Below are 25027 nucleotides of genomic sequence, written 5' to 3' on the forward strand. Positions count from 1 at the left end.
AACCATCATAGTGATCTCGGCTTAACGGCAGCTGGCCGCACCGACATCCAGCCAGACATCGTGCTTGCCCGGCTCGTTGCCCTGGGTCCACCACTTGGCCTTCCACTGACGACCGTTGTGGTTGGTCAGATCCCCGCCGTTGTAAGCAACGGTGGCGTTCCAGCCCAGCTCAACCTGACTCAGCAGTGTCCACTGATCGGCACCGCGGCTCGGCTCATTGCCCTGAGTCCAATACTTGGCACGCCACACCAGCTGGTTGTGGCTCACCTTGTCACCGCCGTTGTAGACCTTGCCAGCCTGCCATGCGGGGACGTTGGCCGCTTCCGGGTCGGTGGTGTTGCAAGACCCCCCCTCACCACCTTCATTAACCGGGGTGACGGTAAGACGGGTTGCCGCGTTGGCGTCGAGGGAACCATCAGATACGGTCACAGAGAGGTCATAACCGGTCTCGACATCGACTGCCGGGCCGGTAACCACCAGGGTGGCACTGTTCTGGCCGGTGGTCGTGATGCCAGCTGGCACTTGCCATTGGTAGATCAGCTCGTCGCCATTGGGGTCGGATGCCTTGGCGGTGATGCTCACCTGCTTGCCCTCTTCCACCTTGACGCTGGCGGGCAGAGTCACCACCGGAGGCAGATTGGGTTGCGGCGCCTTGTTGGTTACCACCACCTGATCCTTGGCACTCAACTGATGGTCATCGGTGACAGTCAGCTCGAACAGCAACGCAGTATCGGCGCTCACTGCGTTCACATCGACCCGCACCTTGGCCTGCGAGGTATCGCCCAGCACGGCCTGCGGCCCGGAGAGCTGCTTCCAGCTGTAGGTCAGGGTGCCTTTCTCCGGATCGTGGGAGGCGGAACCATCCAGCATCAGCGTGGCCGGACCGGTCACGGTCACATCGCTGCCAGCATTGGCTACTGGCGGCTTATTGGTGGGCGGGGTGACCCCTTCCCCGTGGCCGAGACCTTCATGCATGGCATTGAGGATGTCGCCGTTGTCGGCATCGATCTCCCAGGAGAAGAGACCACCCAGCTTGTTGGCCAGCACATATTGGCCTCTCGCCTTGACCGAACGCTCATTGTCATAGGTGATCAGCTCGCCGGTAGAGGGCTTGAACAGGGTGGCCGCTTCGGCAGTCTCGTCGTAGTTGTACTCCCAGCCCGCCCCCATCCGGTTGTTGACGATGTCGCGGTAATCGACCACGCCATCTTCCCAAGTCCCCTTGATCTTGCCAGCCGCGGTACCGGTGAAGGGATCATTGCCCTGATAACCGCTGACCCCTTGCCAGCCACGGCCATACATGGCCGCACCGAGCACCAGCTTCTCGGCGTCAACGCCCTGAGCCAGCAGTTGCCGCACAGAGGAATCGGTGTTGTAGCGTTTGTTGGCCGAGCCATTGGTCGCTTCATACAGGTTGGCCTGATGGCCCAGCTGGGTATTGCTCCAGGCGCCGTTGTAGTCGTAACTCATGACGAAGAGGTGGTCCATGTACTGCTGGGCAGCCTTGTAATCCACATCCTCAATCTTGTCGTAACCGGCACCGATGGCAGAGGTGAGCTGATAGGTGCGGCCGGTCTCGGCGGCCAGCTCGTCGAGCATGGCGCGCAGATCCTTCATGATCAGCACATAGGTTTCACCATCCTTGGTCTTGTCACCCAGATTGGGGTTGGCACCCTGTCCACCCGGATACTCCCAGTCGATGTCCACGCCGTCGAAGAATTTCCAGGTCTGCAGAAACTCTTTGACCGAGGCGACGAACACGTCACGCTTGGCTTTGTCATGCATAAAATAGAAGGGGTCGGAGAGGGTCCAGCCACCGATGGAGGGGAGGATCTTCAGGTCCGGATAGGCCTGCTTGAGAGCCATCAGGTTACCGAAGTTGCCCTTGTAGGGCTCATCCCAAGACCCCAAAGCACCTTGGGCCATCTGCACTGCCGCATAGGGATCATGGATGGCGACCTTGAAATCTTCCCGCCCCTCACAGGCTCGCTGCAAGGCACGGAAGCTGTTGCCGTTTTCGATCTCTTTGAGGCCATCGTTGAGGCCATCACCACCACAAATCGGGGTGAAACCATAGAGGATATGGGTCAGGTTCTGGGCCGGGATCTTGTCCACGGTAAACTTGCGACCGTAAACACCCCACTCCACATAGTAGGTGCCAACCACCTTGCCGGATTTGTTGGCGTAAGGCTTGTTGTTCTCTTGCAAGACTGGCTTGAGGGGCGCGAGGTGGCTGCCATCGGTATCGGCGACCACTATCTCCTTCTTGTCGGAGAGGGTACAGCCATCGGCATTGCAGAGGGCCACCTGCATCTGATAACGGCCGCCCTTGTGGACTTTGAACGTCGCGGAGCCCGTAGCCGAAGAGGGACCAGACCACACCTCCTTGCCATCCAGCAGCACCTTGGCACTCTGGCCGATATCGCCGCTCCAGATGTTCCAGCTGACGGAGACATCGGCACCATCCTTTATCTTGACCAGCTTGTTGTAGGAGGTTGCCGCGGGATCCACTTCGACAATGGCGAACTTGGTCGGACCCCAGGCGATGGCGGGCTTGCCGGGTGCTGCAGCATAGGCAGCCGATGACGTGAACAGGCTACTGACCACCATGGCCAGCAACGCCGGTTTTGGACTTAGCATATTGCTTTCCTTTTCGTTATGGCGAAACGAAAGGGCGACGCAACACGACAGCTAACACCAAAACGGCCACCTCTTGGCGAAGGCAGCCCGTATAACGCTGTGGTGGCCCCGCTATCCTAGGTCAACATCCCCCTTAGATCGGAAGCTTTGCGTCCCGACTTTTCAATCGGTTTGCCCTTGTCACAATTTTCTTCTTGGTGATAAATAATCACCGATTAACTGTAGGGGAATACAACAGGCCAAGCAAATCCGACCATTGCCAGCGCCCCTGTAAAAAATCGCCGAGTCTGTTTTATTTTTGTGAACTAACTCTTTAAAAACATATAGCTGTGCTCATTACTGTGTTTACACTCAGTTAAGATACGACACGAACACACCACCACATGCAAAATAAACAGTTAAAAATCAATAACTAACAACAATCAGCAAGCGGCGTGATAGTGCAGCCGACATGCATGGCTAGTCACTTTTTCACTCGCATTGGGTTACCCGCACAACCGGTGCTTCCTCCGACCGCCCCATCCAGATACGACAAAAATGTTCGTCTGACCCACTCCGGGCAGAGTGGCGGGTGGACGGTGACTGATCCATATCGGATGTCGGCAACCGCTGATTGACAAGGCGCGCCCTGACAGCTGCACACAAAAAAGGGGCATGCCAGGCATGCCCCGTGACACATTGCTGATTACTTACAACTGGCGGCCCCTACATCCTGCCAAACCTCGTGTTTGCCAGGCTCGTTGCCCTTGGTCCAGTACTTGGCTTTCCACTGGCGACCGTTATAGGTGGTGAGATCACCCCCGTTGTAAGCCACATTGGCATCCCAACCCAGTTGCACCTTGCTCACCAGCGTCCACTGGTCGGCGGTACGGCTCGGTTCGTTGCCCTGAGTCCAGTACTTGGCCTGCCACACCAGCTGGTTGTGGCTCACCTTGTCGCCGCCGTTGTAGACCTTGCCACTCTGCCAGGCAGGCCAGTTGGCGGCATCCGGATCGGTGGCCGAGCAACCGCCCCCTCCGCTGACCGGCTTGACCGTCAGACGGGTGGCGGCACTGGCATCCAGCGCGCCATCGGAGACGACAAGGCTCAGGTCATAGACGGTATCGCCGGTGACATTCGGGCCAGTGACCACCAGGGTCGCACTGTTCTGGCCGGTTGCGGTGAGGCCAGCCGGTACCGTCCACTGGTAAGTGAGCGGATCGCCGTTGGGATCGGAGGCGGTCGCCTTGAGCGACACCAGCTTGCCCGACTCCACAGAGGCCGTGGCAGGCAGACTCACCAGCGGCGGCAAATTGGGCTGCGGCGCCTTGTTGGTCACCACCACTTGATCCTTGGCACTCAGTTGGTGATCGTCAGTCACAGTCAGCTCGAACACCAGATTGATGTCCGCCGTCACCCCATTGAGCACCACCCGGGCCTTGGCCTGAGTGGCATCAAGCAGCGTCGCCTGCGGGCCGGAAACCTGTTTCCAGCTATAGGTGAGAGCACTATTTTCCGGGTCGTGGGAAGCCGAGCCATCCAGCACCACCTCGGCCGGGCCAGTCACCTTGAGATCGCTGCCCGCATTGGCCAGCGGCGGCTTGTTGGCTGGCGGAGTCGTTCCTTCACCGTGGCCCAGCCCCTCGTGCATGGCGTTGAGGATGTCACCGTTGTCAGCATCGATCTCCCAGGAGAAGAGGCCACCCAGCTTGTTGGCCAGCACATACTGCCCCTTGGCCTTGACCGAACGATCGTTGTCATAGGTGATGAGATCGCCAGTGCCCGCCTTGAACAGATAGGGAACCTCGGCCACCTCGTCATAACTCTGTTCCCAACCCGCCCCCATCCGGTTGTTGACGATGTCGCGGTAATCGACCACGCCATCCTCCCAAGTCCCTTTCACCTTGCCAGTCGCCTTGCCGGTAAAGGGGTTGTTGCCCTGATAGCCGCTCACCCCGGTCCAGCCACGGCCATACATGGCTGCACCAACCACCAGCTTGCCGGGATCAACCCCCTGCGCCAGCATCAGGTTGACCGCCTTGTCGGTGGTGTACTTAGTGTTGGGATCCCAGCTCGCCGCGTAGAGGTTGCTCTGGTGCCCCAGCTCGGTGTTGCTCCAGGCACCGTTGTAGTCGTAGGTCATCATGAAGATGTGGCTCATGTACTGCTGGGCCGCGCGGTAATCCACATCTTCGATCTTGTCGTAACCGGCACCGATGGCGGAGGTGAGCTCATACTTGCGGCCGGTCTGCGACTCCAGCTCGTCAAGCATGGCGCGCAGCTCTTTCATCAGGACCACATAAGTGGCGCCATCGCTCGGGCTGCCCAGTTTCGGGTTGGCGCCCTGTCCGCCCGGATACTCCCAGTCGATATCCACGCCATCGAAGAATTTCCAGGTCTGCAGGAACTCTTTGACCGAGGCGACGAAGGTGTCGCGCTTGCTCTGGTCGCCGAGGAAGTAGAAGGGATCGGAGAGGGTCCAACCGCCGACGGAGGGGAGGATCTTGAGGTCAGGGTACGCCTGCTTGAGCGCCATCAGGGCGCCGAAGTTGCCCTTGTAGGGCTCGTCATAGGCAGTCAAACCGCTTTGTGGCATCTGGACGGCCGCCCAGGGATCGTGGATCGCCACCTTGAAGTCGGCCCGACCGGCACAGGCACGCTGCAGCGCCTGGAAACTGTTGCCGTTCTCAATCTCCTTGAGGCTGTCATTGATGCCATCCCCGCCACAGATGGGAGTAAAGCCGTAGAGAATGTGAGTCAGGTTTTGGGCCGGGATCTTGTCCACGGTGAACTTGCGGCCATAGACGCCCCACTCTACGTAGTAGGTGCCGACCACCTTGCCGGACTTGTTGGCGTAAGGCTTGTTGTTCTCTTGCAGCACTGGCTTGAGCGGCTTGAGATGGCTGCCGTCGGTATCAGCGACCACTATCTCTTTCTGGTCGGAGAGGGTGCAGCCGTCAGCATTGCAGAGGGCCACCTGCATCTGGTAACGGCCCCCCTTTTTGACCTTGAATTTGGCGGTGCCCGCGGCGGCAGAGGGGCCTGACCATACCTCCTAGCCATCGAGCAACACCTTGGCGCTCTGGCCGACGTCGCCACTCCAGAGGTTCCAGCTCACCTCCACATCGGCGGCATCCTTCACCTTGACCAGATTGTTATAAGCGGTGGCGGCCATATCGACCTCCACAACGGCGAACTTGGTGGGGCCAGACGCAATGGCAGGCTTGCCGGGTGGGGCAGCATAAACAGAGGTGGTACAACATAGACCGACCGCAAGGGCCAGCATGGTTGGCTTTGGACTTAGCATTGTTATAGTTCCCTATTTCGTTATGTTGGCAACGAAAAGGGCTACGCCCTGACAGGTAACGCAGACAGCAGTGCGGCCTCTTGGCAAAGGTGCACAACAACCTGTGGTGGCCCCGCTATCTCAAGTACGGCTCATCCCTGGACCGGAAGCTTTGCGTCCCGACCTCGCGATCGGTTTGCCCTTCGGTTACTTCATTTGCGATGAAAATAATCGCATTCCGACTATAGAGTGAGCCGATCCTGCCCGCTACTGTCGGCATTTACCGACAGCGGGGAAGCAGAACGGCAATCTGTCGCTATTGCACTGAAAAGTGAGGGGATAATCGCCAATATATACGCATGGATGGGGCGCCATCATGGCGATGGCCGCCGCTACATTTACCCGGTTTTGTGAGCTTGTTCACAGCAAACGGCCTTGGTCGCCGTTATCGCAATAGCAGACTGTTCATCAGCGCCCGTAGCTTGAGCGGTTTGACCGGCTTGCTGATGTAGCCATAACCCTGCTCGCGGATCTGCGCCTGCAGATCGCTTTTGCGATCGGCGCTGATGATGATGCCCCCCATCTCGTCGCCACACACCTGCCGCAGCGCAGCCAGCAGATCCAGCCCGGTTTTGCCATCGTCGAGGTGATAGTCAGAGAGCACCAGCCGCGGCACGAATCCCTCCGCCAGCAGCGTCTCGGCTTCCGCCAGATCGCTGGCGCAGCGCACCTCGCAGCCCCAACGGCCAAGCAGGGTGCTCATGGCGGTCAGAATGTCCCGCTCATTATCGATGCAGAGCACGGTCACCCCCTCCAGCTGGCTGTCGCGAACCACCGGTGCGACCAGCGGATGAGGCACAACCGGGCGGGTTGCCAGATTGAGGGTCACCGCAAAGACCGACCCCTTGCCCGGCCAGCTGCGCAGAGTGAGCTGATGGCCCAGCACCTGCGAGATGCCGCGAGCGATGGCCAGCCCCAGCCCCAACCCTTGCTCCTTGGCGGTACGGGAGTGATCGAGACGGGAGAACTCGTCGAAGATCGCCTCCTGCTTGTCGGCCGGGATGCCGGGACCATTGTCCCACACCTCGATGCGGATCTTCCCCCCGCCCCGACGGCAACCGAGCAACACCCGACCGCCCGGGTTATAGCGAAACGCATTGGTCAGGAAGTTCTGCAACACCCGACGCAGCAGGCGCACATCGCTGTGCACCGCCAGCTTGCTCTCCACCACCGAGAAGTGGATCCCCCCCGCCTGCGCCAGCACGCCAAACTCCGCCTTGAGATTGTCGAACAGATCGCCCAGGGCGAAGTCGAGCTTCTTGGCCTTGAACTTGCCTGCTTCGAGCCGCGAGATATCGAGCAGATCGGTGATGAGATCCTCGGTCGCCCCCAGCGCATCGTCGATATGGCGGGCGATGCGTGCCTGCTCTGATTTTTGTACCACGTCCTGTTCCCCGCTCTGCGTCAGCATCTCCAGCAGGGAGGAGGTAAACAACTTGGCGGCATTGAGCGGCTGGGTCAGATCGTGACTGACCGCCGCCAGAAACCGGCTCTTGGAGTGATTGGCCCGCTCCACCTGCTGGTTGACCAGCAGCAGCTGGCGGTTGAGTTCGGAGAGCTCACGAGTCCGCTCGGCCACCCGCGCCTCCAGATGTTCGTTGGCTTCGCGCAATACCCTTTCCGCATCGCGAAACGGGGTGATGTCGGTAAAGGTCATGACGAAGCCACCGGCAGGCATGGGGTTGCCCTGCATCTCGATCACCCGGCCATCGGGGCGCTCCCGCGCCGAGATATGGGCACTGCCGCGCTTCATAAAGGCGACCCGGCGCGCCACATGCTCCTCGATATCGCCGGGGCCGCAGAGTCCCTGCAGGGCGTTGTAGCGGATGATCTCCTCGATGGGGCGTCCCGCCTGGATAAGCCCGGGCGGATAGTGGAACAGCTCGATGTAGCGCCGATTCCACGCCACCAGCTTGAGCTCCCGATCCACCACCGAAATCCCCTGTCCGATATGCTCGATGGCCCCCTGCAGCAGGCCGCGGTTGAAACGAAACACGTCGGAGGCCTCGTCCACTATGGTGGCGATCTCTTCGAGCTGCATGTTGCGCCCCTGCAGGGCAGAGGCGAGCACCAGCCGTGCCGACGAGGTGCCAAACACCCCGGCCAGCAGCCGCTCGGTGTGGGCGATCAGCTCGGCTGACGCCTGCATCTGCGGCGCCAACGTGCCACCCCGCTCACCGGCAAAACGGCCAAAGGCGCGCTTGACCCGGCTCGACCCGACAAAGCGGGCCGCCAGCATCTCCAGCTCCTTCACCGACACCCGCGCCTGATAGAGCGCAGCGGTATCGCGGCTCGGCTTGCCAACAAAGTTGGCCGCCTGCAGCCGTTCGCTCACCGCCGGACGGGAGAGCAGCGAACCCACCACATAGCCAAGCAGGTTGAAGACCAGACTCAGCAAGATGCACCAGGCACCGAGGCTCAGATCGCGAAAGGCGGGCCAGTCGGGTGGCGCCAGCAACGCGGCCAGTGGCGAGCCCGCCAGCAGGCCGCTCTCCGCCAACAGGGTGACAAACCAGAGGCTCACCCCGAGGGCCAGACCGAGATAGACCCCTTTGCGATTGCCGTGCCGCCAGTAGAGGCCGAGCAACAGGGCGGGGGCAAACTGGGCCACCGCGCCAAAGGAGAGATAACCGATACGCGACAGACTGGTGAGATCGCCGAGCCAGAGATAGAGCAACCAGGCGGCCAGCAGGATCAGCAGGATGGCGCCCCGACGCACCTGCAACAGCAGCCGCACCAACCGCTCGTCACGCCCCTGCTGCCAGAAGCGGCGCAGCAGCACCGGCAGCACCAGATCGTTGCTCACCATGATGGCCAGCGCGATGGTACAGACGATCACCATGCCGGTGGCCGCCGAAGTACCGCCGAGAAAAGCGAGCATCGCCATGCCGTCGAACCCGAGAGTCATCGGCAAGCTGATCACATAGGTATCGGAGGCCATCTCCGCCCCCACCCACTGTTTGCCCGCCAGCGCCAGCGGCCAGATAAAGAGCCCCATCACGAACAGATAGAGCGGGAAGATCCAGCGCGCCCAGTGGAGATCCTGCCCCTGATTGTTCTCCACCACAGTCACATGAAACTGGCGCGGCAGACAGATAACGGCACACATCGCCAATACCGTATAGATGGCAAGTTCCAGCAGGTTGCCGGGGGTCACCGCCACCACTTGCACAAAGAAGTCGTGGGTCACCTGATCGTTGACCGGACCGGGTTGACTGACAATGAGCCAGAGGGCAAAGCCCCCCACCGCGATAAAGGCCAGCAGCTTCACCACCGACTCGAAGGCGATGGCTACCACCATCCCCCGGTGGTGCTCGGTGGCATCGAGATGGCGGGTGCCAAACAGGATGCTGAACAGCGCCAGCAGCAGGGTCACGCCCAGTGCCAACTCGGCAGTGTTACCGGGAAATACACCGGTCGCACCGCCCCCCCCGCTGTTGCTGATCAACAGATCCAGCCCAGTGACGATGGCTTTAAGCTGCAACACCAGATAGGGGAGGATCCCCATGATGGCGATGAGAGAAATCACCATGGCAAGGCGCTGGGACTTGCCGTAACGGGCAGCGATAAAGTCGGCGATGGAGGTGATGTGCTCGCGCTTGGCCACCAGAATGAGGCGCGCCAGCAGCCGCCAGCCAAACAGAAAGACCAGCATGGGGCCAAGATAGATGGGCACCGGCGACCAGGGGGATTCACTCGCCTGGCCGACGGTGCCAAAGAAGGTCCAGGAGGTGCAGTAGACCGCCAGCGACAGGCTATAGAGCAGCGGTTGCCCCTTGAGACGACGCCGTTTCTGCTGGTCAGCCACATATGCGATCAGAAACAGCAGCCCCAGATAGGTGAGTGACAATCCGATCAGCAGCCATCCCTGGTGCATCGATAACTCCTTGTCCATGTTGAGTTTTTGTATACAACCTCGCCAGTCTAGAGAGGTGGCAGCCAAAAGTCATCCCCTTCGGACTGATTGAAATTATCGTTTTTCAATAATTTTTGCCTTGACTGTATATCGTAAAACAATAAATATTGCCGATATGAATATTGATAAACGATAAACTTTACCTTTCAGGCAAAAACCATCACGGCGAGGAATGAGATGATATCCAACAAACTCGAACGCTCGAGCATGCTGCTCGAATGGCTGTTACTGCTGGCACTGCTGGCCACCCCTCTGATCACCTTGCTGGAGGTCTGGACACCCCTTGGCAGCGGCGATCTGCTGCAGGAGAAGCTCAACATCATAATGAGCCGACCCGGCACTGACCCCGCAGACTATCCTCTGCACTTCTCCACCCGACTGCTCGCCACACTTGTGCAATTGTTACCTGACGTGGTCTTCATGATGATGCTCTGGCAATTGCGCCAACTGTTTCGCGGCTACCGCGCAGGCCAACTCTTCACCTTCGAACAGATCCGCCGCTACCGGCAGATAGGCCTGCTGCTCTGTGCGACCTTCGTGGTCGAGCTGATCCATCCCCCTTTGCTGGATACGGTACTCACCATGAGAGGTCCCGAAGTACTTGGCACCATCTCTCTCAGCTCATCCGATTTCCGGGTTATGCTGGCCGGGCTCATCGTGCTGGCGCTGGCACTGGTGATGCGCGAGGCCAAACAGTTGGCCGATGACCAAGCTCTGACGGTGTGAGGATCCCATGCCTATCATTATCCGGCTCGATGCCCTGCTCGCAGAACGCAAAATGACCTCCCGCGAACTGGCCCAACGCATCGGCATCACGGAAGCCAACCTCTCGATCCTCAAGAAAGGCCACGCCAAAGCGGTCCGCTTTTCTACTCTGGAGGCGATCTGCAGTGAACTGCAGTGCCAACCGGGCGACCTGCTGGGCTACGAGCAGGATGCCTGACCCCACAGACCCTGATATCTCAGTAACAAAAAGGGAGTGCCGTGGCACTCCCTTTGCTCGCTTGCCTCACTAGGCGGAAGCTGATGTTTCCGCTGGCGGGGTAACAGGTAGCAGCCGCAAGAAGAAGACCGGCAGCACCACCAGCACCATCAGGAAGAAGATACCGCCGCCAAGTGGCTCGAACAGCACGCCACAGATTGCCATCAGCACAGCCACCACCATGCCCACCCCCAGCGCCGCATAGAGGGATTGGGTTGGAATAATCTGCTCGGCTGGCAGCTGGCGGGTCATGAAACGGATGGCACCAAGATGACTCATGCAATAAGTGACCGCGTGCAGCATCTGTCCCAGCACCAGGATCCAGAGTTCGGTCGATGCGCCCAGCAGGATCCAGCGCACCACACACCCCACCGCCCCCGCAATAAAGAGTCTTTGGGCGGTGAATCCCTGCAAGAACCGCTTGTCGGCGGCAAACATGCAGATCTCCGCCACCACCCCCAGTGCCCAGAGATAGCCGATGATGGTGCCGCTGTACCCTTGTGCTTTCCAGTAGATAGCGCTGAAACCGTAATAGGCTGCGTGACTGCCCTGCAGCATAGCGGTCAGGAGCAGAAAACGGCGTACCGCAGGGCTGCGCAACGTTTCGAGCAAAGAGGCCTGGGGACGCTCCCCTTTCACGTCTTGCGGCGCAGGGTGGAGTGGCAAACAGCTGAGCAGCAACATCAACACCAATCCGGCCACCATGGTATGGAGGATCCACTCTGTACCAAAGTTGCCTATCAGTGCCCCCACCAGGGTCGAGGCCACAATAAAGGCAAAAGAGCCAAACAGGCGCACCCTGCCATAGTCGATGTGCGCCTGTATGACCATGCGGGTTGCCAGCGCCTCCCCCATCGGCATCAGCGTCGGATAGATAAAGTTGGTCAGCAGGGTGAGCCCGACCAGCCACCAGATATTGTGGCTGAAGTAAAAACCGAGAAACGAGATCAGACTGAGCAGCGAGAGCAGGCGCGTCACCGGCAGCAGTTGCGCGGCCCCCTTGAGACGCCCCATCACCAGCAGGTTGCCGACAAAGCGGATCGCCATGCCCGCCCCCAGGATCAAACCGATCAGCTCGGCACTGACCCCGACCCCCTCCAGCCAGAGCGACCAGAACGGCAGATAGGCGCCATAGACGAAATAGAAGGCACTGAAAAAGAGCGCTAACCAGTAGAATGCAGGCATAGATCCTCTGTGACAGGATGAAAGGGGCGGGATCATACCTCATCCATCAGACAGTTCCCGATGGAAACCTCACAAAAACCGCAGGAAAAATTTCAATAAAATTGAACTATTACCGCAGGAGCAGGGTCTACTTGGATAACACCTCCTCCTGGTTAGTGTTGCAATCCTTCCACCCGCCACTGGCGGGTTTCTTTTTTGGCGGCCATTTTGGCGGCCATGCCCACTGCAGCCCCATGACGGTACCGACCATTGGCTCGGAGGTCGCTATCTACCCCCTCACCAGCCAGGCACCAGAGCAGCAAACCCAAAACCGTTTCACCAGCGCAACAACAACCATCATCACTGTTTCACTGATGCAAAAATTTCGGTACTTGCGCCGCAGCGAATACCCGCCGCCTTGCGGGGCCAGCAGATGATAAAAAGCCCGCACCAAAGGGTGCGGGCTCTGTGCTGCGCGAGACAGTGCAGAGCGGGATAGTCCCGCTCAGGCATCGTGTGTCGTCTCTCGTTAGAATACGTACTTGACGCGGGCGCTGAGGTTGCGGCCCGGTTCGGTCATCAGGCTGTTATCGGAACCGGCATCACGGCCAGCGATGCGTTCGTAACGGGTGTACTCCTTGTCAAACAGGTTGAAGAGGCCGACGTTGAGCTGCAGATCCTGCATCGGGTTGAACTGGGCATACATGTCCACCACGCCCCAACCGGCCGCCTTCGCATACTCGTTGCCCTTGGCATCCTTGCGTACTTTTTCCATGTCGTCGGCAAAGCGCAGCGCCGTGTTGAAGTTCCACTTATCCTGCTCCAGCCGCACGCCGACGGTGCCGTTGAGCGGGCTCAGGCTGTTGATGTAGTTGCCATCACCATCCTTGCCATCGATATAGGCGATGTTGCCCCAGACGTTAACCAGATCGGTCAGCCAGTAATCCGCTTTCGCTTCGACCCCCTTGGTGGTCGCTTTGCTCAGGTTCTGATACTGGTAGACGGCGGTGCGCCCCTCTTTACCCACTTCGACCATCTCGATGAAGTCATCGAACTTGTTGTAGAAACTGGCCACCTCGTAGCTGAAGCCACTGTGACTACCGCGCACCCCGAGATCGATCCCGTCGCTGCTCTCCGGGTTGAGGTTCGGGTTCGGCTCGATGCGATAGCCATACGCCTGATGGTTCAGGGTGGAGAAGGCGCTGTCATACATGGGGGCCTTGAAGCCGTGGCTGTACTGGGCAAACAGGTTGGCCGCCTCGTGCGCCTTGAATACCAGCCCCAGCTTGGGCGAGATCTCCCCTTCGGAGAACTGGTGCAACTGGTCGCCGGTGTAGGCGGGATCGTTGTCCGGCGTCATCCGGTAGTAGTCGTAGCGGGCGCCCGGCGTCAGCACCCAGCGCTCGCCAAACTTCATCTCGTCGAAGGCCCACAGAGCGCCACGTTCGCTGGTGGTGGCAGGGAAACTCAGCTCGTTGTAGCCGACAAAATCGTTCGGTTTGGTCGGTCCCTTGTAGCGGGAACGTTCGTTGTCGGTGTGCTCATACTCGGCCCCCCAGGCCAGACGATGGTTGGCCACCGCCTTGTGGAACTGCAGCTGGGCGCCGAGGTTCTTCTGATCGAACACGTTGTGATCCAGCGAGTTTTTGGTCACATAGGGGTTGCCCGGCATCACCGGATATTTGGATGAGGCGTACTGATCCAGCGTCTGCTTGGTACGTCCGAAGTAGACCTTAGTATCCATCCGGTCGGCCCAGCCACGATTGAGCCCGATGCCGTGATCCAGTACCAGCGACAGGTTGTCGGTCTGCTTGTCAGTGACAGGCTGTTCGAAAACCTGCGCCATCCTGCTACCGACCCGGTTCAACTTGATCGCGTCCGGCTCTTCGCCATCGGTCAGGTAGTCGACGGTCAGTTTGAGGAACTGCTCATCGGAGAGATTCCACTTGCTCTTGAGCAGCAGGGCGTGAGTGCCGATATCGAAGTCGTTCTTGGTTGCATCGTAGTTCTGGGTAACGCCGCCATCGCGCCAGGTGTAGCGCAACAGGTTCTCGACCTCGCCGGTACGCAGGGCACCGGTAAAGCCAGCCATCTTCTGGTGGCTGCTGGAGGCGTAACCGCTGGTCACATCCAGATAGCTATCCTTGCCCTTGAGGAAGTCGCTGGCATCCTTGGTGGTGATAGCGATAACGCCCCCCAGGGCATCGGAGCCATAAGCCGCAGAGGCTGGCCCCTTGGCCACTTCCACCTGCTTGATCATGTCGGTATCGAAATAACTCTGACCCACCCCGCCCTTGCTGTAGGCATCGTTCTGGCGCACCCCGTCACGCACCACCTTGACCCGGTTCTCACCCATACCGCGGATGATGAAGGTCTGGGCATCTCCCTGCCCCCCCAGCACGGCGACACCGGGCTCATAGCGGAACAGATCGGCGGCATCGGTCACCGCCTGCTCTTCGATCTGCTTGGCGGTGATCACCGAAATGGGGCCGGAGACATCTGCCAGCTTCTGCTCCATCCGTGAGCCACTGACGACCATGACCTCGTCTGCTTTCTGGGGGGCAGCAAAAACCTGGGAAGAGAGACCGGCCGCCACGGCAAGGGCAACCAGAGAGAGTGCGTTTTGATGAGTCACAGCGAATCCTTATTGAGAACCATTATCAAACAGGCCGCATCTTACCCACCCCACTCCAAAGATCAATAAAAAAGAATCATTATCATTTAAAAAGAGAATTGTTAGTTTTACACTGCCAGCCATTTCCTGTTTTCTGCCCGCAAACAATCCCTGTTCGGGCCTCTCTTGCCGCGAGATTGAGTGATGAAACGACTTCCCCTGCTTGCCCTGCCCCTGCTGCTGGCCGCCTGCGCCACCAGCCAACCGCCCGCGCCCCCGTCACTGCCAACCCTCTATGACTATCAACTCGGTAGTTCGCAGCAGGAAACGCTGACCCTGGCTCAGGCCACTGCCCGCCTAGCGGAAGCCGACATCATTCTGGTGGGCGAACTGCACACCCACCCTGCCATCCACCTGCTGCAGTCACGGCTGCTGAACGCCCTGCATCAACAGGCAGCACAAAACGGGCGAGCGCTTACCCTCTCCATGGAGCAGTTCAGCCGGGCCGATCAAGCGACCCTCGATGCCTATCTGGCAGGCAAGATAGGTGAAGCTCTGCTCATCCGCGAAGGGCATGCCTGGCCCAACTACCCGAGCGACTATCGCCCGCTGGTAGAGTTTGCCAAGGCGCACCGCATGCCGGTGATCGCCGCCAACGCCCCCAAGCCGCTGGTGAGCTGCATCGGTCAGGAAGGGTCTGAGTGGCTCGACAAACTGCCAACCGCACGCCGCAGCCAGCTGGCCCGCCAACTGACGCTGGGTGATGACCCCTATCGCCAGAAATTCATGGCCTCCATGCACCACGGTGATGCCGACAGCAACGCCCGCCGTTTCGCCGCCCAGACCAGCTGGGACGACACCATGGCCGAGAGCATGGTGAATTACCTCGCCAGCCATCCGGGTCAGCAGATCATGCATATCGCCGGCAATTTCCATGTGGAGGGGGGGCTCGGAATTGCCAGCCGCATCGCCAGCCGCAATCCGGCGCTCAAGGTGGCACTGGTGGTCCCGCAAACCGGGGAAGAAACAGCCCCGGGACGCGCCGCCGATGTGACCGTCAAGGTGATGCCGCTGCCAGAACGCTGGCAAAGCAGTGCCGAGATGAAGCAAGATATGGACGCGCTGCATCAATCCCGCAGCCGTGACTGCAGCCAGTGGCTGCAACCCTAATCTTCAAGGAAACGGCGGGTAAAATATGGATGTGTTACTGATCATCGATGTGCAGCAAGGCTTGTTCAACGAGCCCCGTTACCGCCAGGAGCAGGTGCTGGCCAATATCAACCGGGCGGCAGCCCATGTCAGGCAGCAACAGGGACGAGTCATCTATATCCAGCATGACTCGCCCCCTGGCACCGAGCTGGAACCCGGCACCCCGGGTTGGCAGTTGCACAGTGCGCTGCAACCCGCGAAGAGTGATAGCCGGGTACGCAAAACCGCGTGCGACAGCTTTCTCGATACCGAGCTCGCTTTCCTGCTGGCCGAGCAGCCGGTCGACAGGCTCATCCTCTGTGGCTGCGCCACCGATTTTTGCGTCGATACCACGGTACGCAGTGCCGCCTCACACGGTTTCGAAGTACTGGTATTAAGCGATGGCCACACCACCGCCGATCGCCCACACCTGAGTGCGGCCCAGATAACAGAGCACCATCACTGGATGTGGCGCCACCTCAGTCTGCCAGAGGGGCGCAGTGTGACCCTGCTCACCACCGACGAGCTGCTGGCAGTAACACCCGCCGGACAGCCATGTTAATCTGGCGTCCTCATTTTGTTGCTCACCGGAGTCTTGCCGTGCGCCTGTTGCCTGCCACCCTGTTGTTGCTCTTTCCTCTGCTGTCGGCCTGCTCCAGCTTGCCCGGCCAGAAGTATGGCGGACCCGAGCCCCTCTTCCTGACCCATATCAACGAGGAGGGGAGCAAGCGCTTCACCTTTGAAGCTGCGCCCAACGATACCCTGCCCCGCGGCCTCTCTGCCGCCCAGAGCCAGCGCCTGCTGGAGCAACGGGAAGCGCTGCAGGAGAACCTGCTCACCGACACCCTGGCAACCAAGAAGTACTGCCGGGAAGGGTACATAGTGCTGAGCCAGACCTCCTGGAAGGTGCGGGGTGAGTGCAACGAGACGGCAACCGCTGTCGATCGCAGCGCCTTCCCCAACAAGGCCTCCTGGCAGGATTAAGCAATCCGGATGAGATAACGCAATAAAAACGGGCAGCCCAGTGGCTGCCCGTTTTGTTATGGATGGTGTCGTTATCGACAGGGAGCATCAGACCGGCGCATCGGCCAGGCTGGTGAGCTCGGCACCGGTATCGATGCGCTTGTGCCCTTCCACCAGATGGACAAAATCCACCAGCTCGTCACCGGAGACCGCGAACGCCTGACCGAAGCCCTTGACGAACAGCCCCTGCTCCGGCTTGAGGCGGAACAGTTTGAAGTCCTTGAGGTTGGAGAGTCCCTTGATAATCTCGCCAAAACGCCCCTCCAGCGCAGCCACCGCCTTGCTCCAGCGGGCGTCGTCACGGGCCACCACTTCAGCCACCGCATCGAAGGTCAGACGCTTGCGGGCAAACAGCTCGCGGGCACCGCTCTCATCTTCGATCAGCATCAGGGATACCCGGGGCACCTGTTGCAGGTTGCGGGCGTGACGGGCGATCTCGGAGATCAGCACATAGTAGCCATCCTCCTGCAGCACAAACGGCGCATAGCTGGCATTGGGATTGCCTTCGCTGTCCACGGTGGCGAGCTGCAGGGTACGGCAGTTGTCACGAAACTCGCGGATCTCGGGTTGCAGACGGTTCTGCAGACGCTCCTGACGTTCACTCATGCTTTTACTTCCTCTTGAGACGGGTGGCGCAGGGCCATGAAACGGGTGACCTGATCGGCCAGCAGCTGGCGCTTCTCATCGCGGCCCAGATAGATCTTGAAGATGCAACGACCGGAGTGGCCGAAGAACTGGAAAGAGTGCCCCTCCTTGCCCATGAAGAGCTTGCTGACCAGCGCGATACCCGCCACGTTGTCGAGCTTGAGGTGGCCGTGCAGTTCGCCATCACGCCCCATCAGGTTATAGTAGCCACGCGCATCTTTACCTTTCGGGAAAGGCGCCTTCACTTCGAAGATGGAGCCTTCCGACTCGACGATGGTGGTTACCGGGCCCCAGTCGGCCAGATCGTCCAGCAGACTCTGGGCACGCGCAGCGGGCAGCAGAGTCACCAGCTCCGCGGGCAGCTGGCGAACCACCTCCCACTCGCTGACGGCCAGCTGGGCTGCAATGGCTGAAGGATGAGCGCTGGGATCCTGCTCCAGCATCTCCTGAATGCGTTGTGCAATGCTCATTTTTTCTCCCTCGGCGAGGAACAAGCCCCGCGGTTTATCATGGTGGCTACTCTAATGAAGCACCAGAACCAATGCAATTGATAATTGCTATCATTCTCAGTGCATTTTATCCAAACCCTTGATATTCTCGGCGGCACACCCGTTTCATCATCCTGTCGGAGGTTAGCATGGGCCGTCCTCTTGCCCTCGCACTCACCCTGCTGAGCAGCTCTCTGCTCCCCTTTTTCATTCATGCTGCCGAAGCGCCAAATGCCCGCGTCGTCAGCATTGGCCCTGCCACCACTGAACTCATTCTGGCGCTCGGAGGCGAAGCTCGCCTCGTCGCGACCGATGTGAGCAGCCAGTTGCCAACAGGGTTGCCCAAGGTGGGTTATCAGCGCGCCCTGGCTGCCGAAGGGATCCTCAGTCTGGCACCCACTCTGGTGGTTGGCAGCGATGAGATGGGGCCTGCCCCGACGCTCGATCAGCTGCGCCGTGCCGGGGTCAAGGTCGAGGTGTTGGAAACGGCACCGACCCTGGCCAACCTCAATGAGCGCATCGATACCCTGGCCAGCCTGCTGAATGACAAGGCCGCTGGCGAGCAGCTCAAACAGCAGATCCAGAGCCAAACCGACCAGCTGGCGACACAAGCCAAACAGAACAAGCCGCTCAAGGTTGCATTCCTGCTGCTGCACAAGGGGCAGCCGGTGAGCATCGCTGGCGGCGACACCACCGCGGGGGCCCTGCTTACGCTGGCTGGCGGAACCAACACCGCTGCCACCCTGCGCAACTACAAACCCGTCTCTGCCGAATCGCTGATCGAGATGCAGCCGGATCTGGTGCTGGTCAGCGGTCGCGACTGGCAGCGCTACGCCGACCCGGCCAAGGTGCTGGCCGAAGTCCCCGCACTGGCCGCCACCCCGGCTGGCAAGCGAATGGCGATCCACGCCATCGACGGCCATGCCTTGCAAGGGGGCTTGAGCCTCAACTCGCTGCAACAGGCAAACCAGATCGCCCAGTGGATCAAGCAGGGGGCATGATGCGCTTGCCCCTCCCCTGGCTACTTGCCATCACCACGGCCGCCCTCGCCCTGCTGCTGATCAGCTCGCTGGCAACCGGCCCGATGTCGCTCACCCTGGGCGAGAGCCTGCGCGCCCTGTATGCCGGACAGGGGAGCGGAATTGAGGCTCACAAGCTGTTGATCGTGCAGGAGATAAGACTGCCTCGTACCCTGATCTGCATCGCGGTCGGCGGGATCCTCGGACTCTGTGGCGCCGTGATGCAGGGACTGTTTCGTAACCCCTTGGCAGACCCAGGCATCATCGGGGTCTCCGGCGGTGCAGCGCTAGGGGCGGCCCTGGCCATCGTGCTGCTGGCCCCCCTCGGCCAGTCACTGCAACAGCTGCTCGGCGTCGGGCTACTGCCGCTACTCGCCTTTCTCGGCGGGGCGCTGACCACAACGCTGGTCTATCTGCTCGGGACGCGGGAAGGGGGCACTTCGGTGACCGTCATGCTGCTGGCCGGGGTGGCCATCACGGCGCTCTCGGGCGCGGTGATCGGCCTGCTCAGCTATCTTGCCGATGATCAGATGCTAAGGGATCTCAGCCTCTGGCAGATGGGCACCCTGGCCGCTGGCAAACCGGCCGATATGGGGCTGGCGCTGCTTACCCTGGCGGCACTGCTGTGGCTCTTTATGCGCGATGCCAATCCCCTCAATGCCCTGCTGCTCGGTGAAGGGGAAGCCCGCCATCTGGGGATCGATGTGCAGGCGCTCAAGCGCCGCCTTATCCTGCTCACCGCCGCCGGTGTCGGCGTGGCGGTCGCCGTCGCGGGAATGATCGGTTTTGTCGGTCTGGTGGTGCCCCATCTGGTCAGGCTGTTGGCTGGCCCCAACCATGTCAGACTGCTTCCCCTCTCCGCCTTGATGGGAGCTGCCCTGCTGCTGGGGGCCGACATGCTGGCGCGCACCCTGCTGGCACCGGCCGAACTGCCGGTCGGCATCATCACCGCCCTGCTCGGCGCCCCCTTCTTCATCTGGTTGCTGCTCAAGAGCCGCCGTGCCCTCTAGAACGGATTGCTATGGAACGATTTGCCTCTCCCCTGTTGACCTGCCACAAGCTGAGCCTGCGCCGTGGCCAGCGCCAAATCCTCGACCAGCTCGAACTGACCCTGCATAGCGGCACCCTGACCGCCCTGCTCGGCCCCAACGGCGCGGGCAAGAGCACGTTGCTCAAATGTCTGACCGGTGAGCTGCCCCACCAAGGCACCATCACTCTGTTTGGCCAGGATCGTCAGCAGTGGGATAGCAGCCAGCTGGCCCACCGGCTCGGTGTGCTGCCGCAGAGTTCATCGCTCAACTTCCCGTTTCTCTGCGAAGAGGTGGTTGCCATGGGGCGCCTGCCCCACAGCGAATCCACTCACCGCAAGGAGGAGATAGTGGCCGCCGCCATGGTTCATGCAGGAGTCGATCATCTGGCCAAGCGGCTCTACCCCGGCCTATCTGGCGGTGAGCGGCAACGGGTGCAATTTGCCCGGGTACTGGCCCAGATCTGGCAAGCCCCTGATTCGCCCGCGCAATCGGAACAGCCAAGGCTGCTACTGCTCGATGAACCCACCTCGGCACTCGACCTGAAATATCAGCACCAACTGCTCGCCATGGCCCGGGCGCTGGCCAGCCGTAACACCGCCGTGCTGGTGGTGTTGCACGATCTCAATCTGGCTGCGCGCTATGCCGACCGGCTGGTGATGCTGGAGCGAGGTAAACTGATGGCCGATGGCACGCCGGGCGACGTGCTCACCCCGGAACTTATCACCCGCCTCTACGGCTATCCGGCCCAGGTGCTCCACCATCCAGAAAGTGGCCTGCCGATGGTGGTGTAACAACATACCGGACCAGTTCGACACACCATGTGCGCCACCCATACGCACTATCCGTAGTGACAATCAGAACCCGTTTGCAACCGTCAGATGCTCCGGATGCATGAGAATTCATCACAGCTCAATAAGTGGTGTGAATGCGCTCACGTTTCAACCATGCAAAATCCCCTCGCAAGAGGGTGATCTTTATAATGGAGCGGCCTAACGGAAGGCTTAACTCATTGATGCTACGGAATAATTACAATGAAAAATATCAACAAGACCCTACTGGCTGCCGCCATTTCCCTCGGGATGCTGGCTGGCTGCACCAGCGATACCGACAACAACGAAGCAAAGGATCCCAACTCCATGGTCCGTTTTGCTACCTTCAACCTCTCCTTTGACCGCACTGCCGCCGGCATGCTCTCTGGCGAACTGGCACTGACCCGTTCCGCACAGGATGAATTGCTGGCACGCCTCGCCGATGGCAGTCTGAGTGGCGCAGAGAAGACCAAGGCCCTGAACGTACAGCAGATCCGCAACGTCGCAGAGATCATCCAGCGCAATCGCCCGGATGTGTTCCTGCTCAACGAATTCGACAACGATGGCAAAGGTGAGAACACCACCGATCTAAAAGCCTTCAACGACAACTATCTGGCCCATGCCCAGCACGCAGAAGTGACCGCCATCAACTATCCGGTGATGCAGAACTTCGCCACCAACACCGGTCTGCAAAGCGGTTATGACCTCAACCTCGACGGCAAGATCACTGCCGATGATGGCTGGGGCTTTGGCAACTACCACGGCCAGTACGCCTTTGCGGTGATGTCCAAATTCCCCATCGATACCAAGCAGATCCGCACCTTCCAGCACTTCAAGTGGAAGGATATTCCGGGCGAACAGAACCCCGTCATCGATGACTGCAACAACCCCAAAGCCCCCATTCCAGCCAACCGTGCTTGTGGTGATAGCTGGTATGCCAGTGAGGTTTGGGATAAATACCCGCTCTCCTCCAAGAACCACGCCGACGTGCCGGTGCGGATCAAGACCGACAAGGGCGAAGAGGTCATTCACTTCCTGATCTCCCACCCGACTCCGCCGATTTTTGCCAACGCCGCGCGCCACACCGTCCGACACAACCGGGCCGAAATCGCCTTCTGGAACGACTACGTCAAGGGTCTCGACTATATGACCGATGACAAGGGCACCAAGGGTGGACTGGCCAAAAACGCCAAGTTCGTTATCGCTGGCGATCTCAACGCTGATCCGCAAACCGGCGACGGCGATCTGAGCGCCATTCAGGATCTTCTTAACAACCCGCTGATGAATCAGGCCATCACCAATGGCACCCTGATCCCGGTGAGCGAAGGGGGCCCGGAGTGTGTGACCAAGGGAACCGACTGCAAACGCAACCTTGATCGTCCCAACCCGGAGCGGATCACCAACAGCAGCGTACTGCAGCTGGATCACGTTATCCCCTCTGCCAACCTCAATGCCGTGAAGAGTGGCGTCTACTGGCCAGCAAGCTTCGAGCCTGGCTACCATCTGGTCTACAGCGTCATCGATGGCAAACCCAATATTGCCAAGGGTGTCAGCTCGGATCATCGTATGGTATGGGTCGATCTCAAACTCGACTAACTCTGCCATGACCCCGCTACGGCGGGGTCTTTTTTTGGCGATGGCTGACGAGTCGACGACTGTTTATTAATTCACCACCTAGCATTGAGTCACTCATCCGTAGCGGTTGAATGACCTCCCCCGATCACAGAACTGCCGCGCCAATGGTGGTAGCATGCCCCCTCTTGCCATCCGACCGCACAGCGGATCCGGTGGTCCCACCCTCCTCCGCTTTCACTTTTTGAGGACGTATTGATGGAACTGCTTCTGCTTAGCAATGGTAAAGCCAACGAATTTCCGGGTCTGCTCGGCTGGGCCCGCGACCGGGTTCAGAGCCTGCTGGCCCGCAAACCGGTCAAGCGCATTCTGCTCATCCCCTATGCGGTGATCCGCAGCGACTGGGATGCCCGCGCCAACGATCTGACCGAGAGCCTCGGGATCGAGACCATCAGCATTCACCACTTCGATGATCCAGTCGATGCCATCAATCAGGCCGACGCCATCTTTATCAGCGGCGGCAACACCTGGCGCCTGAATCAGCTGCTGCATGAAAATGGCCTGATCGTGCCGATCCAGCGTGCCGTACGCGAACGGGGCGTCCCCTATGTGGGCTGGAGCGCCGGTTGCAACGTGGCGACCCCGAGCATCCGCACCACCAACGACATGCCGGTCTGCAACGCAGCCGTACTGCCAGCGCTGGGGCTGTTCCCACTGCAGATCAACCCGCACTATCTGGATGCCAGCATCAGCGGCCACATGGGCGAGACCCGCGACGAGCGTCTGGCCGAGTTCTGCGCCATCAACCAGAGCGAATACGTGGTGGCCCTGCGCGAAGCGAGCCTGTTGCAGATCAGCGGCGATACCCTTGAGTACTGGAGCGCCCGCGATCAGGACTTCAAGATCTTCAAACACGGTCAGGAACCGCAAGCCTTTATGGATGCAGCGCCGCTGGCCGAGCTGACCCCGTTCAAGGTGCGCTGAGCGCCACCGGCAAGCGGATAGTTCATAAAACCGCAGAAATAAAAGAGGGATGGCTTAGCGCCATCCCTCTTTTTTATCATCGTATTTCGGCTGGTTGCAGCCTGATTACTCGCCCTGCAGGGTCACCAGCACCTTGCGGGCACCGCCATCGACGCGATGTTCGCCAAGCCAGATCCCCTGCCAGGTGCCGAGCGCCAGCTGACCATCGCGGATCGGCAGCAACAGACTCACCCCGAGCAGGGAGGATTTGATGTGGGCGGGCATGTCATCCGCCCCCTCATAAGTGTGGCGATAGTAGGGGGCATCCTCCGGCGCCAGCCAGTGCAGATGGGCCTCCATATCGCTGCGCACGCTCGGATCGCAGTTCTCGTTGAGGGTGAGCGAGGCGGAAGTGTGTTGCAGCAGCAGGTGCGCCATGCCAATCCGGTAATCCGCCAGCATCGGCAGCTTGGCCACCAGCTCGTCAGTCACCAGATGAAAGCCCCGCGCACGGGGCTTCAGAGTCAGCAGGCACTGCTGCCACATCAGACGTATTCCATAAAGACGCGGGAGGTGAGCTTGGTGATGAGCTCGTAGGGGATGGTGCCAATCTCGTCGGCTACCCGCTCTACAGGCAGCCCCTCGCCCCACAGCACCGCCTCGTCGCCGGGCTTGTCGGTAGCGCCGGGCCCCAGATCGACCGTGCTCATATCCATGGAGACACGCCCTACCAGCGGCACGATGCGGCCGTTGACCAGCACGGAAGTACCGTTGGGTGCCATGCGCGGATAGCCGTCACCGTAGCCGATGGCGATCACCCCGAGCCGGGTATCGCGATCCGCCACCCAGTTGGCGCCGTAGCCCACCGGTTCGCCCGCCTTGTGATCCCGCACCGCAATCAGTTGTGTCTTGAGGGTCATCACCGGCTGCAGGTCGTAATCGGCCGCCACCGTGTTGGGGAACGGCGACACGCCGTAGAGGATGACGCCGGGGCGAACCCAGTCGCAGTGGGAGTCCGGCCAGGCCAGAATGCCCGCCGAGTTGGCCATGGCCCGCTCGCCTGCCAGCGGCGTCGTGAGACGGCTGAAGAGATCGATCTGCTCGCGTGTGGTGGGCTGCTCCAGCTCATCGGAGCGGCTGAAGTGAGTCATGATGTTGAACGGCTGCACCACGTTCTTGCACTTGCCGAGACGCTCGATAAAGGCGGGCATCTCGTCGGCACGCACCCCGAGGCGGTGCATGCCGGTGTCAAGCTTGAGCCAGGCCACCACGGGGGCAGGCAGTTCGACCTGCTCCAGCGCTTCCAGCTGCTCCCAGGTGTGAACCGCCGTTTGCAGGTTGTTGGCCGCCAGCACCGGCAGATCGTCGGCGGAGAAGAAGCCCTCCAGCAGTACGATGGGCTTGACCACGGCGCAGGAGCGCAGCATCAGCGCCTCTTCGATACGGGCCACCGCATAGGCATCCGCATCCACCAGGGTGCGGGCGACCGGCAGCAGTCCGTGGCCATAGGCGTTGGCCTTGACCACAGCGATGATCTTGCAAGCGGGAGCGTGGCGCTTGACCACGGCGAGGTTGTGGCGCAAGGCCGCAGTGTTGATTTGGGCAGTAGCCGCTTTCATGGTTTTCCCTTACGAGGGCACAAATGGTC

19 protein-coding genes, 1 pseudogene and 2 riboswitches are annotated in these 25027 nt (G+C 60.2%); of the genes and pseudogenes, 11 read left to right on the forward strand and 9 right to left on the reverse strand.

Going from position 1 to position 25027, the window contains the following annotated elements:
* Positions 1 to 21: 21 nt before the first annotated feature.
* The 3 genes and pseudogenes from ACE1BR_RS11670 to ACE1BR_RS11680 form a co-directional block, all read right to left on the reverse strand.
* Positions 22 to 2640: a glycosyl hydrolase family 18 protein gene (locus ACE1BR_RS11670; protein WP_374870409.1), complete on the reverse strand. Its 2619-nt coding sequence runs from the start codon at positions 2638 to 2640 to the stop codon at positions 22 to 24.
* Positions 2641 to 2738: 98 nt separating this feature from the next.
* A riboswitch (cyclic di-GMP riboswitch) is annotated at positions 2739 to 2826 on the reverse strand.
* A 499-nt stretch (positions 2827 to 3325) separates the two neighbouring features.
* A pseudogene (locus tag ACE1BR_RS11675) lies at positions 3326 to 5926 on the reverse strand (glycosyl hydrolase family 18 protein).
* A gap of 102 nt (positions 5927 to 6028) precedes the next feature.
* Positions 6029 to 6116: riboswitch (cyclic di-GMP riboswitch) on the reverse strand.
* A gap of 234 nt (positions 6117 to 6350) precedes the next feature.
* Positions 6351 to 9842, reverse strand: a complete 3492-nt coding sequence (locus ACE1BR_RS11680) for a NahK/ErcS family hybrid sensor histidine kinase/response regulator (RefSeq protein WP_374870411.1) — start codon at positions 9840 to 9842, stop codon at positions 6351 to 6353.
* A gap of 216 nt (positions 9843 to 10058) precedes the next feature.
* On the opposite strand from ACE1BR_RS11680, the gene ACE1BR_RS11685 reads away from it, so the two are divergent.
* Both ACE1BR_RS11685 and ACE1BR_RS11690 read left to right on the forward strand, forming a co-directional pair.
* The gene (locus ACE1BR_RS11685; protein WP_374870413.1) at positions 10059 to 10607 is read left to right on the forward strand and encodes a DUF2975 domain-containing protein; all 549 of its coding nucleotides are present in this window, start codon (positions 10059 to 10061) and stop codon (positions 10605 to 10607) included.
* A gap of 7 nt (positions 10608 to 10614) precedes the next feature.
* Positions 10615 to 10824 (forward strand): helix-turn-helix domain-containing protein, encoded by a 210-nt coding sequence (locus tag ACE1BR_RS11690; protein WP_374870415.1) that lies wholly within the window; start codon positions 10615 to 10617, stop codon positions 10822 to 10824.
* A gap of 69 nt (positions 10825 to 10893) precedes the next feature.
* Here ACE1BR_RS11690 and ACE1BR_RS11695 read toward each other — a convergent pair whose 3' ends face one another.
* Positions 10894 to 12048 carry a 3-phenylpropionate MFS transporter gene (locus ACE1BR_RS11695; RefSeq protein WP_374870417.1) on the reverse strand — a complete coding sequence of 385 codons (1155 nt, stop codon included), beginning with the start codon at positions 12046 to 12048 and terminating at the stop codon, positions 10894 to 10896.
* A 131-nt stretch (positions 12049 to 12179) separates the two neighbouring features.
* Here ACE1BR_RS11695 and ACE1BR_RS11700 point away from each other — a divergent pair, with 131 nt between their 5' ends.
* The gene (locus ACE1BR_RS11700; RefSeq protein ID WP_374870419.1) at positions 12180 to 12464 is read left to right on the forward strand and encodes a hypothetical protein; all 285 of its coding nucleotides are present in this window, start codon (positions 12180 to 12182) and stop codon (positions 12462 to 12464) included.
* 92 nt (positions 12465 to 12556) lie between these two features.
* On the opposite strand, the gene ACE1BR_RS11705 is transcribed toward ACE1BR_RS11700, so the two are convergent.
* Positions 12557 to 14662, reverse strand: coding sequence for a TonB-dependent hemoglobin/transferrin/lactoferrin family receptor (locus ACE1BR_RS11705; RefSeq protein ID WP_374870421.1), 2106 nt, complete (start codon positions 14660 to 14662; stop codon positions 12557 to 12559).
* Positions 14663 to 14842: 180 nt separating this feature from the next.
* Here ACE1BR_RS11705 and ACE1BR_RS11710 point away from each other — a divergent pair, with 180 nt between their 5' ends.
* The 3 genes from ACE1BR_RS11710 to ACE1BR_RS11720 are packed head-to-tail and all read left to right on the forward strand — an operon-like array spanning position 14843 to position 16813.
* The gene (locus ACE1BR_RS11710; RefSeq protein ID WP_374870423.1) at positions 14843 to 15811 is read left to right on the forward strand and encodes a ChaN family lipoprotein; all 969 of its coding nucleotides are present in this window, start codon (positions 14843 to 14845) and stop codon (positions 15809 to 15811) included.
* A 25-nt stretch (positions 15812 to 15836) separates the two neighbouring features.
* Entirely contained in the window at positions 15837 to 16391 is a 555-nt protein-coding gene (locus ACE1BR_RS11715; RefSeq protein ID WP_374870425.1) for a cysteine hydrolase family protein, read from the forward strand.
* 38 nt (positions 16392 to 16429) lie between these two features.
* Positions 16430 to 16813 (forward strand): hypothetical protein, encoded by a 384-nt coding sequence (locus ACE1BR_RS11720; protein WP_374870427.1) that lies wholly within the window; start codon positions 16430 to 16432, stop codon positions 16811 to 16813.
* An 87-nt stretch (positions 16814 to 16900) separates the two neighbouring features.
* Here the strand turns inward: ACE1BR_RS11720 and hutZ are convergent, their stop codons facing one another.
* Positions 16901 to 17458 (reverse strand): heme utilization protein HutZ, encoded by a 558-nt coding sequence (gene hutZ, locus ACE1BR_RS11725; protein ID WP_374870429.1) that lies wholly within the window; start codon positions 17456 to 17458, stop codon positions 16901 to 16903.
* Positions 17455 to 17967 (reverse strand): heme utilization cystosolic carrier protein HutX, encoded by a 513-nt coding sequence (gene hutX, locus ACE1BR_RS11730; RefSeq protein WP_374870431.1) that lies wholly within the window; start codon positions 17965 to 17967, stop codon positions 17455 to 17457. Before hutX ends, hutZ begins: the two co-directional genes overlap by 4 nt.
* 167 nt (positions 17968 to 18134) lie before the next feature.
* Here hutX and ACE1BR_RS11735 point away from each other — a divergent pair, with 167 nt between their 5' ends.
* From ACE1BR_RS11735 to pepE, 5 genes are all read left to right on the forward strand, one after another.
* Positions 18135 to 18986, forward strand: a complete 852-nt coding sequence (locus ACE1BR_RS11735; protein ID WP_374870433.1) for a hemin ABC transporter substrate-binding protein — start codon at positions 18135 to 18137, stop codon at positions 18984 to 18986.
* A complete protein-coding gene (locus ACE1BR_RS11740; protein WP_374870435.1) occupies positions 18983 to 20014 on the forward strand; it encodes a FecCD family ABC transporter permease in 1032 nt (343 codons plus the stop codon). The genes ACE1BR_RS11735 and ACE1BR_RS11740 overlap by 4 nt, the downstream gene beginning before the upstream one ends.
* 11 nt (positions 20015 to 20025) lie before the next feature.
* On the forward strand, positions 20026 to 20826 hold the full coding sequence (locus ACE1BR_RS11745; RefSeq protein WP_374870437.1) for a heme ABC transporter ATP-binding protein: 801 nt from the start codon (positions 20026 to 20028) through the stop codon (positions 20824 to 20826).
* A gap of 240 nt (positions 20827 to 21066) precedes the next feature.
* Complete coding sequence (locus ACE1BR_RS11750; protein ID WP_374870439.1) at positions 21067 to 22440, forward strand: endonuclease/exonuclease/phosphatase family protein; 1374 nt, start codon at positions 21067 to 21069, stop codon at positions 22438 to 22440.
* Positions 22441 to 22674: 234 nt separating this feature from the next.
* Positions 22675 to 23400 (forward strand): dipeptidase PepE, encoded by a 726-nt coding sequence (gene pepE, locus ACE1BR_RS11755; RefSeq protein ID WP_374870441.1) that lies wholly within the window; start codon positions 22675 to 22677, stop codon positions 23398 to 23400.
* 105 nt (positions 23401 to 23505) lie between these two features.
* On the opposite strand, the gene ACE1BR_RS11760 is transcribed toward pepE, so the two are convergent.
* Both ACE1BR_RS11760 and alr read right to left on the reverse strand, forming a co-directional pair.
* Positions 23506 to 23925, reverse strand: a complete 420-nt coding sequence (locus tag ACE1BR_RS11760) for a secondary thiamine-phosphate synthase enzyme YjbQ (protein WP_374870443.1) — start codon at positions 23923 to 23925, stop codon at positions 23506 to 23508.
* Positions 23925 to 24998, reverse strand: a complete 1074-nt coding sequence (alr, locus tag ACE1BR_RS11765; protein WP_374870445.1) for an alanine racemase — start codon at positions 24996 to 24998, stop codon at positions 23925 to 23927. The genes ACE1BR_RS11760 and alr overlap by 1 nt, the downstream gene beginning before the upstream one ends.
* Positions 24999 to 25027: the final 29 nt, after the last annotated feature.

It is taken from the genome of Aeromonas sp. MdU4 (assembly GCF_041929505.1).
In the GTDB taxonomy this organism is placed as follows: Bacteria; Pseudomonadota; Gammaproteobacteria; order Enterobacterales; family Aeromonadaceae; genus Aeromonas.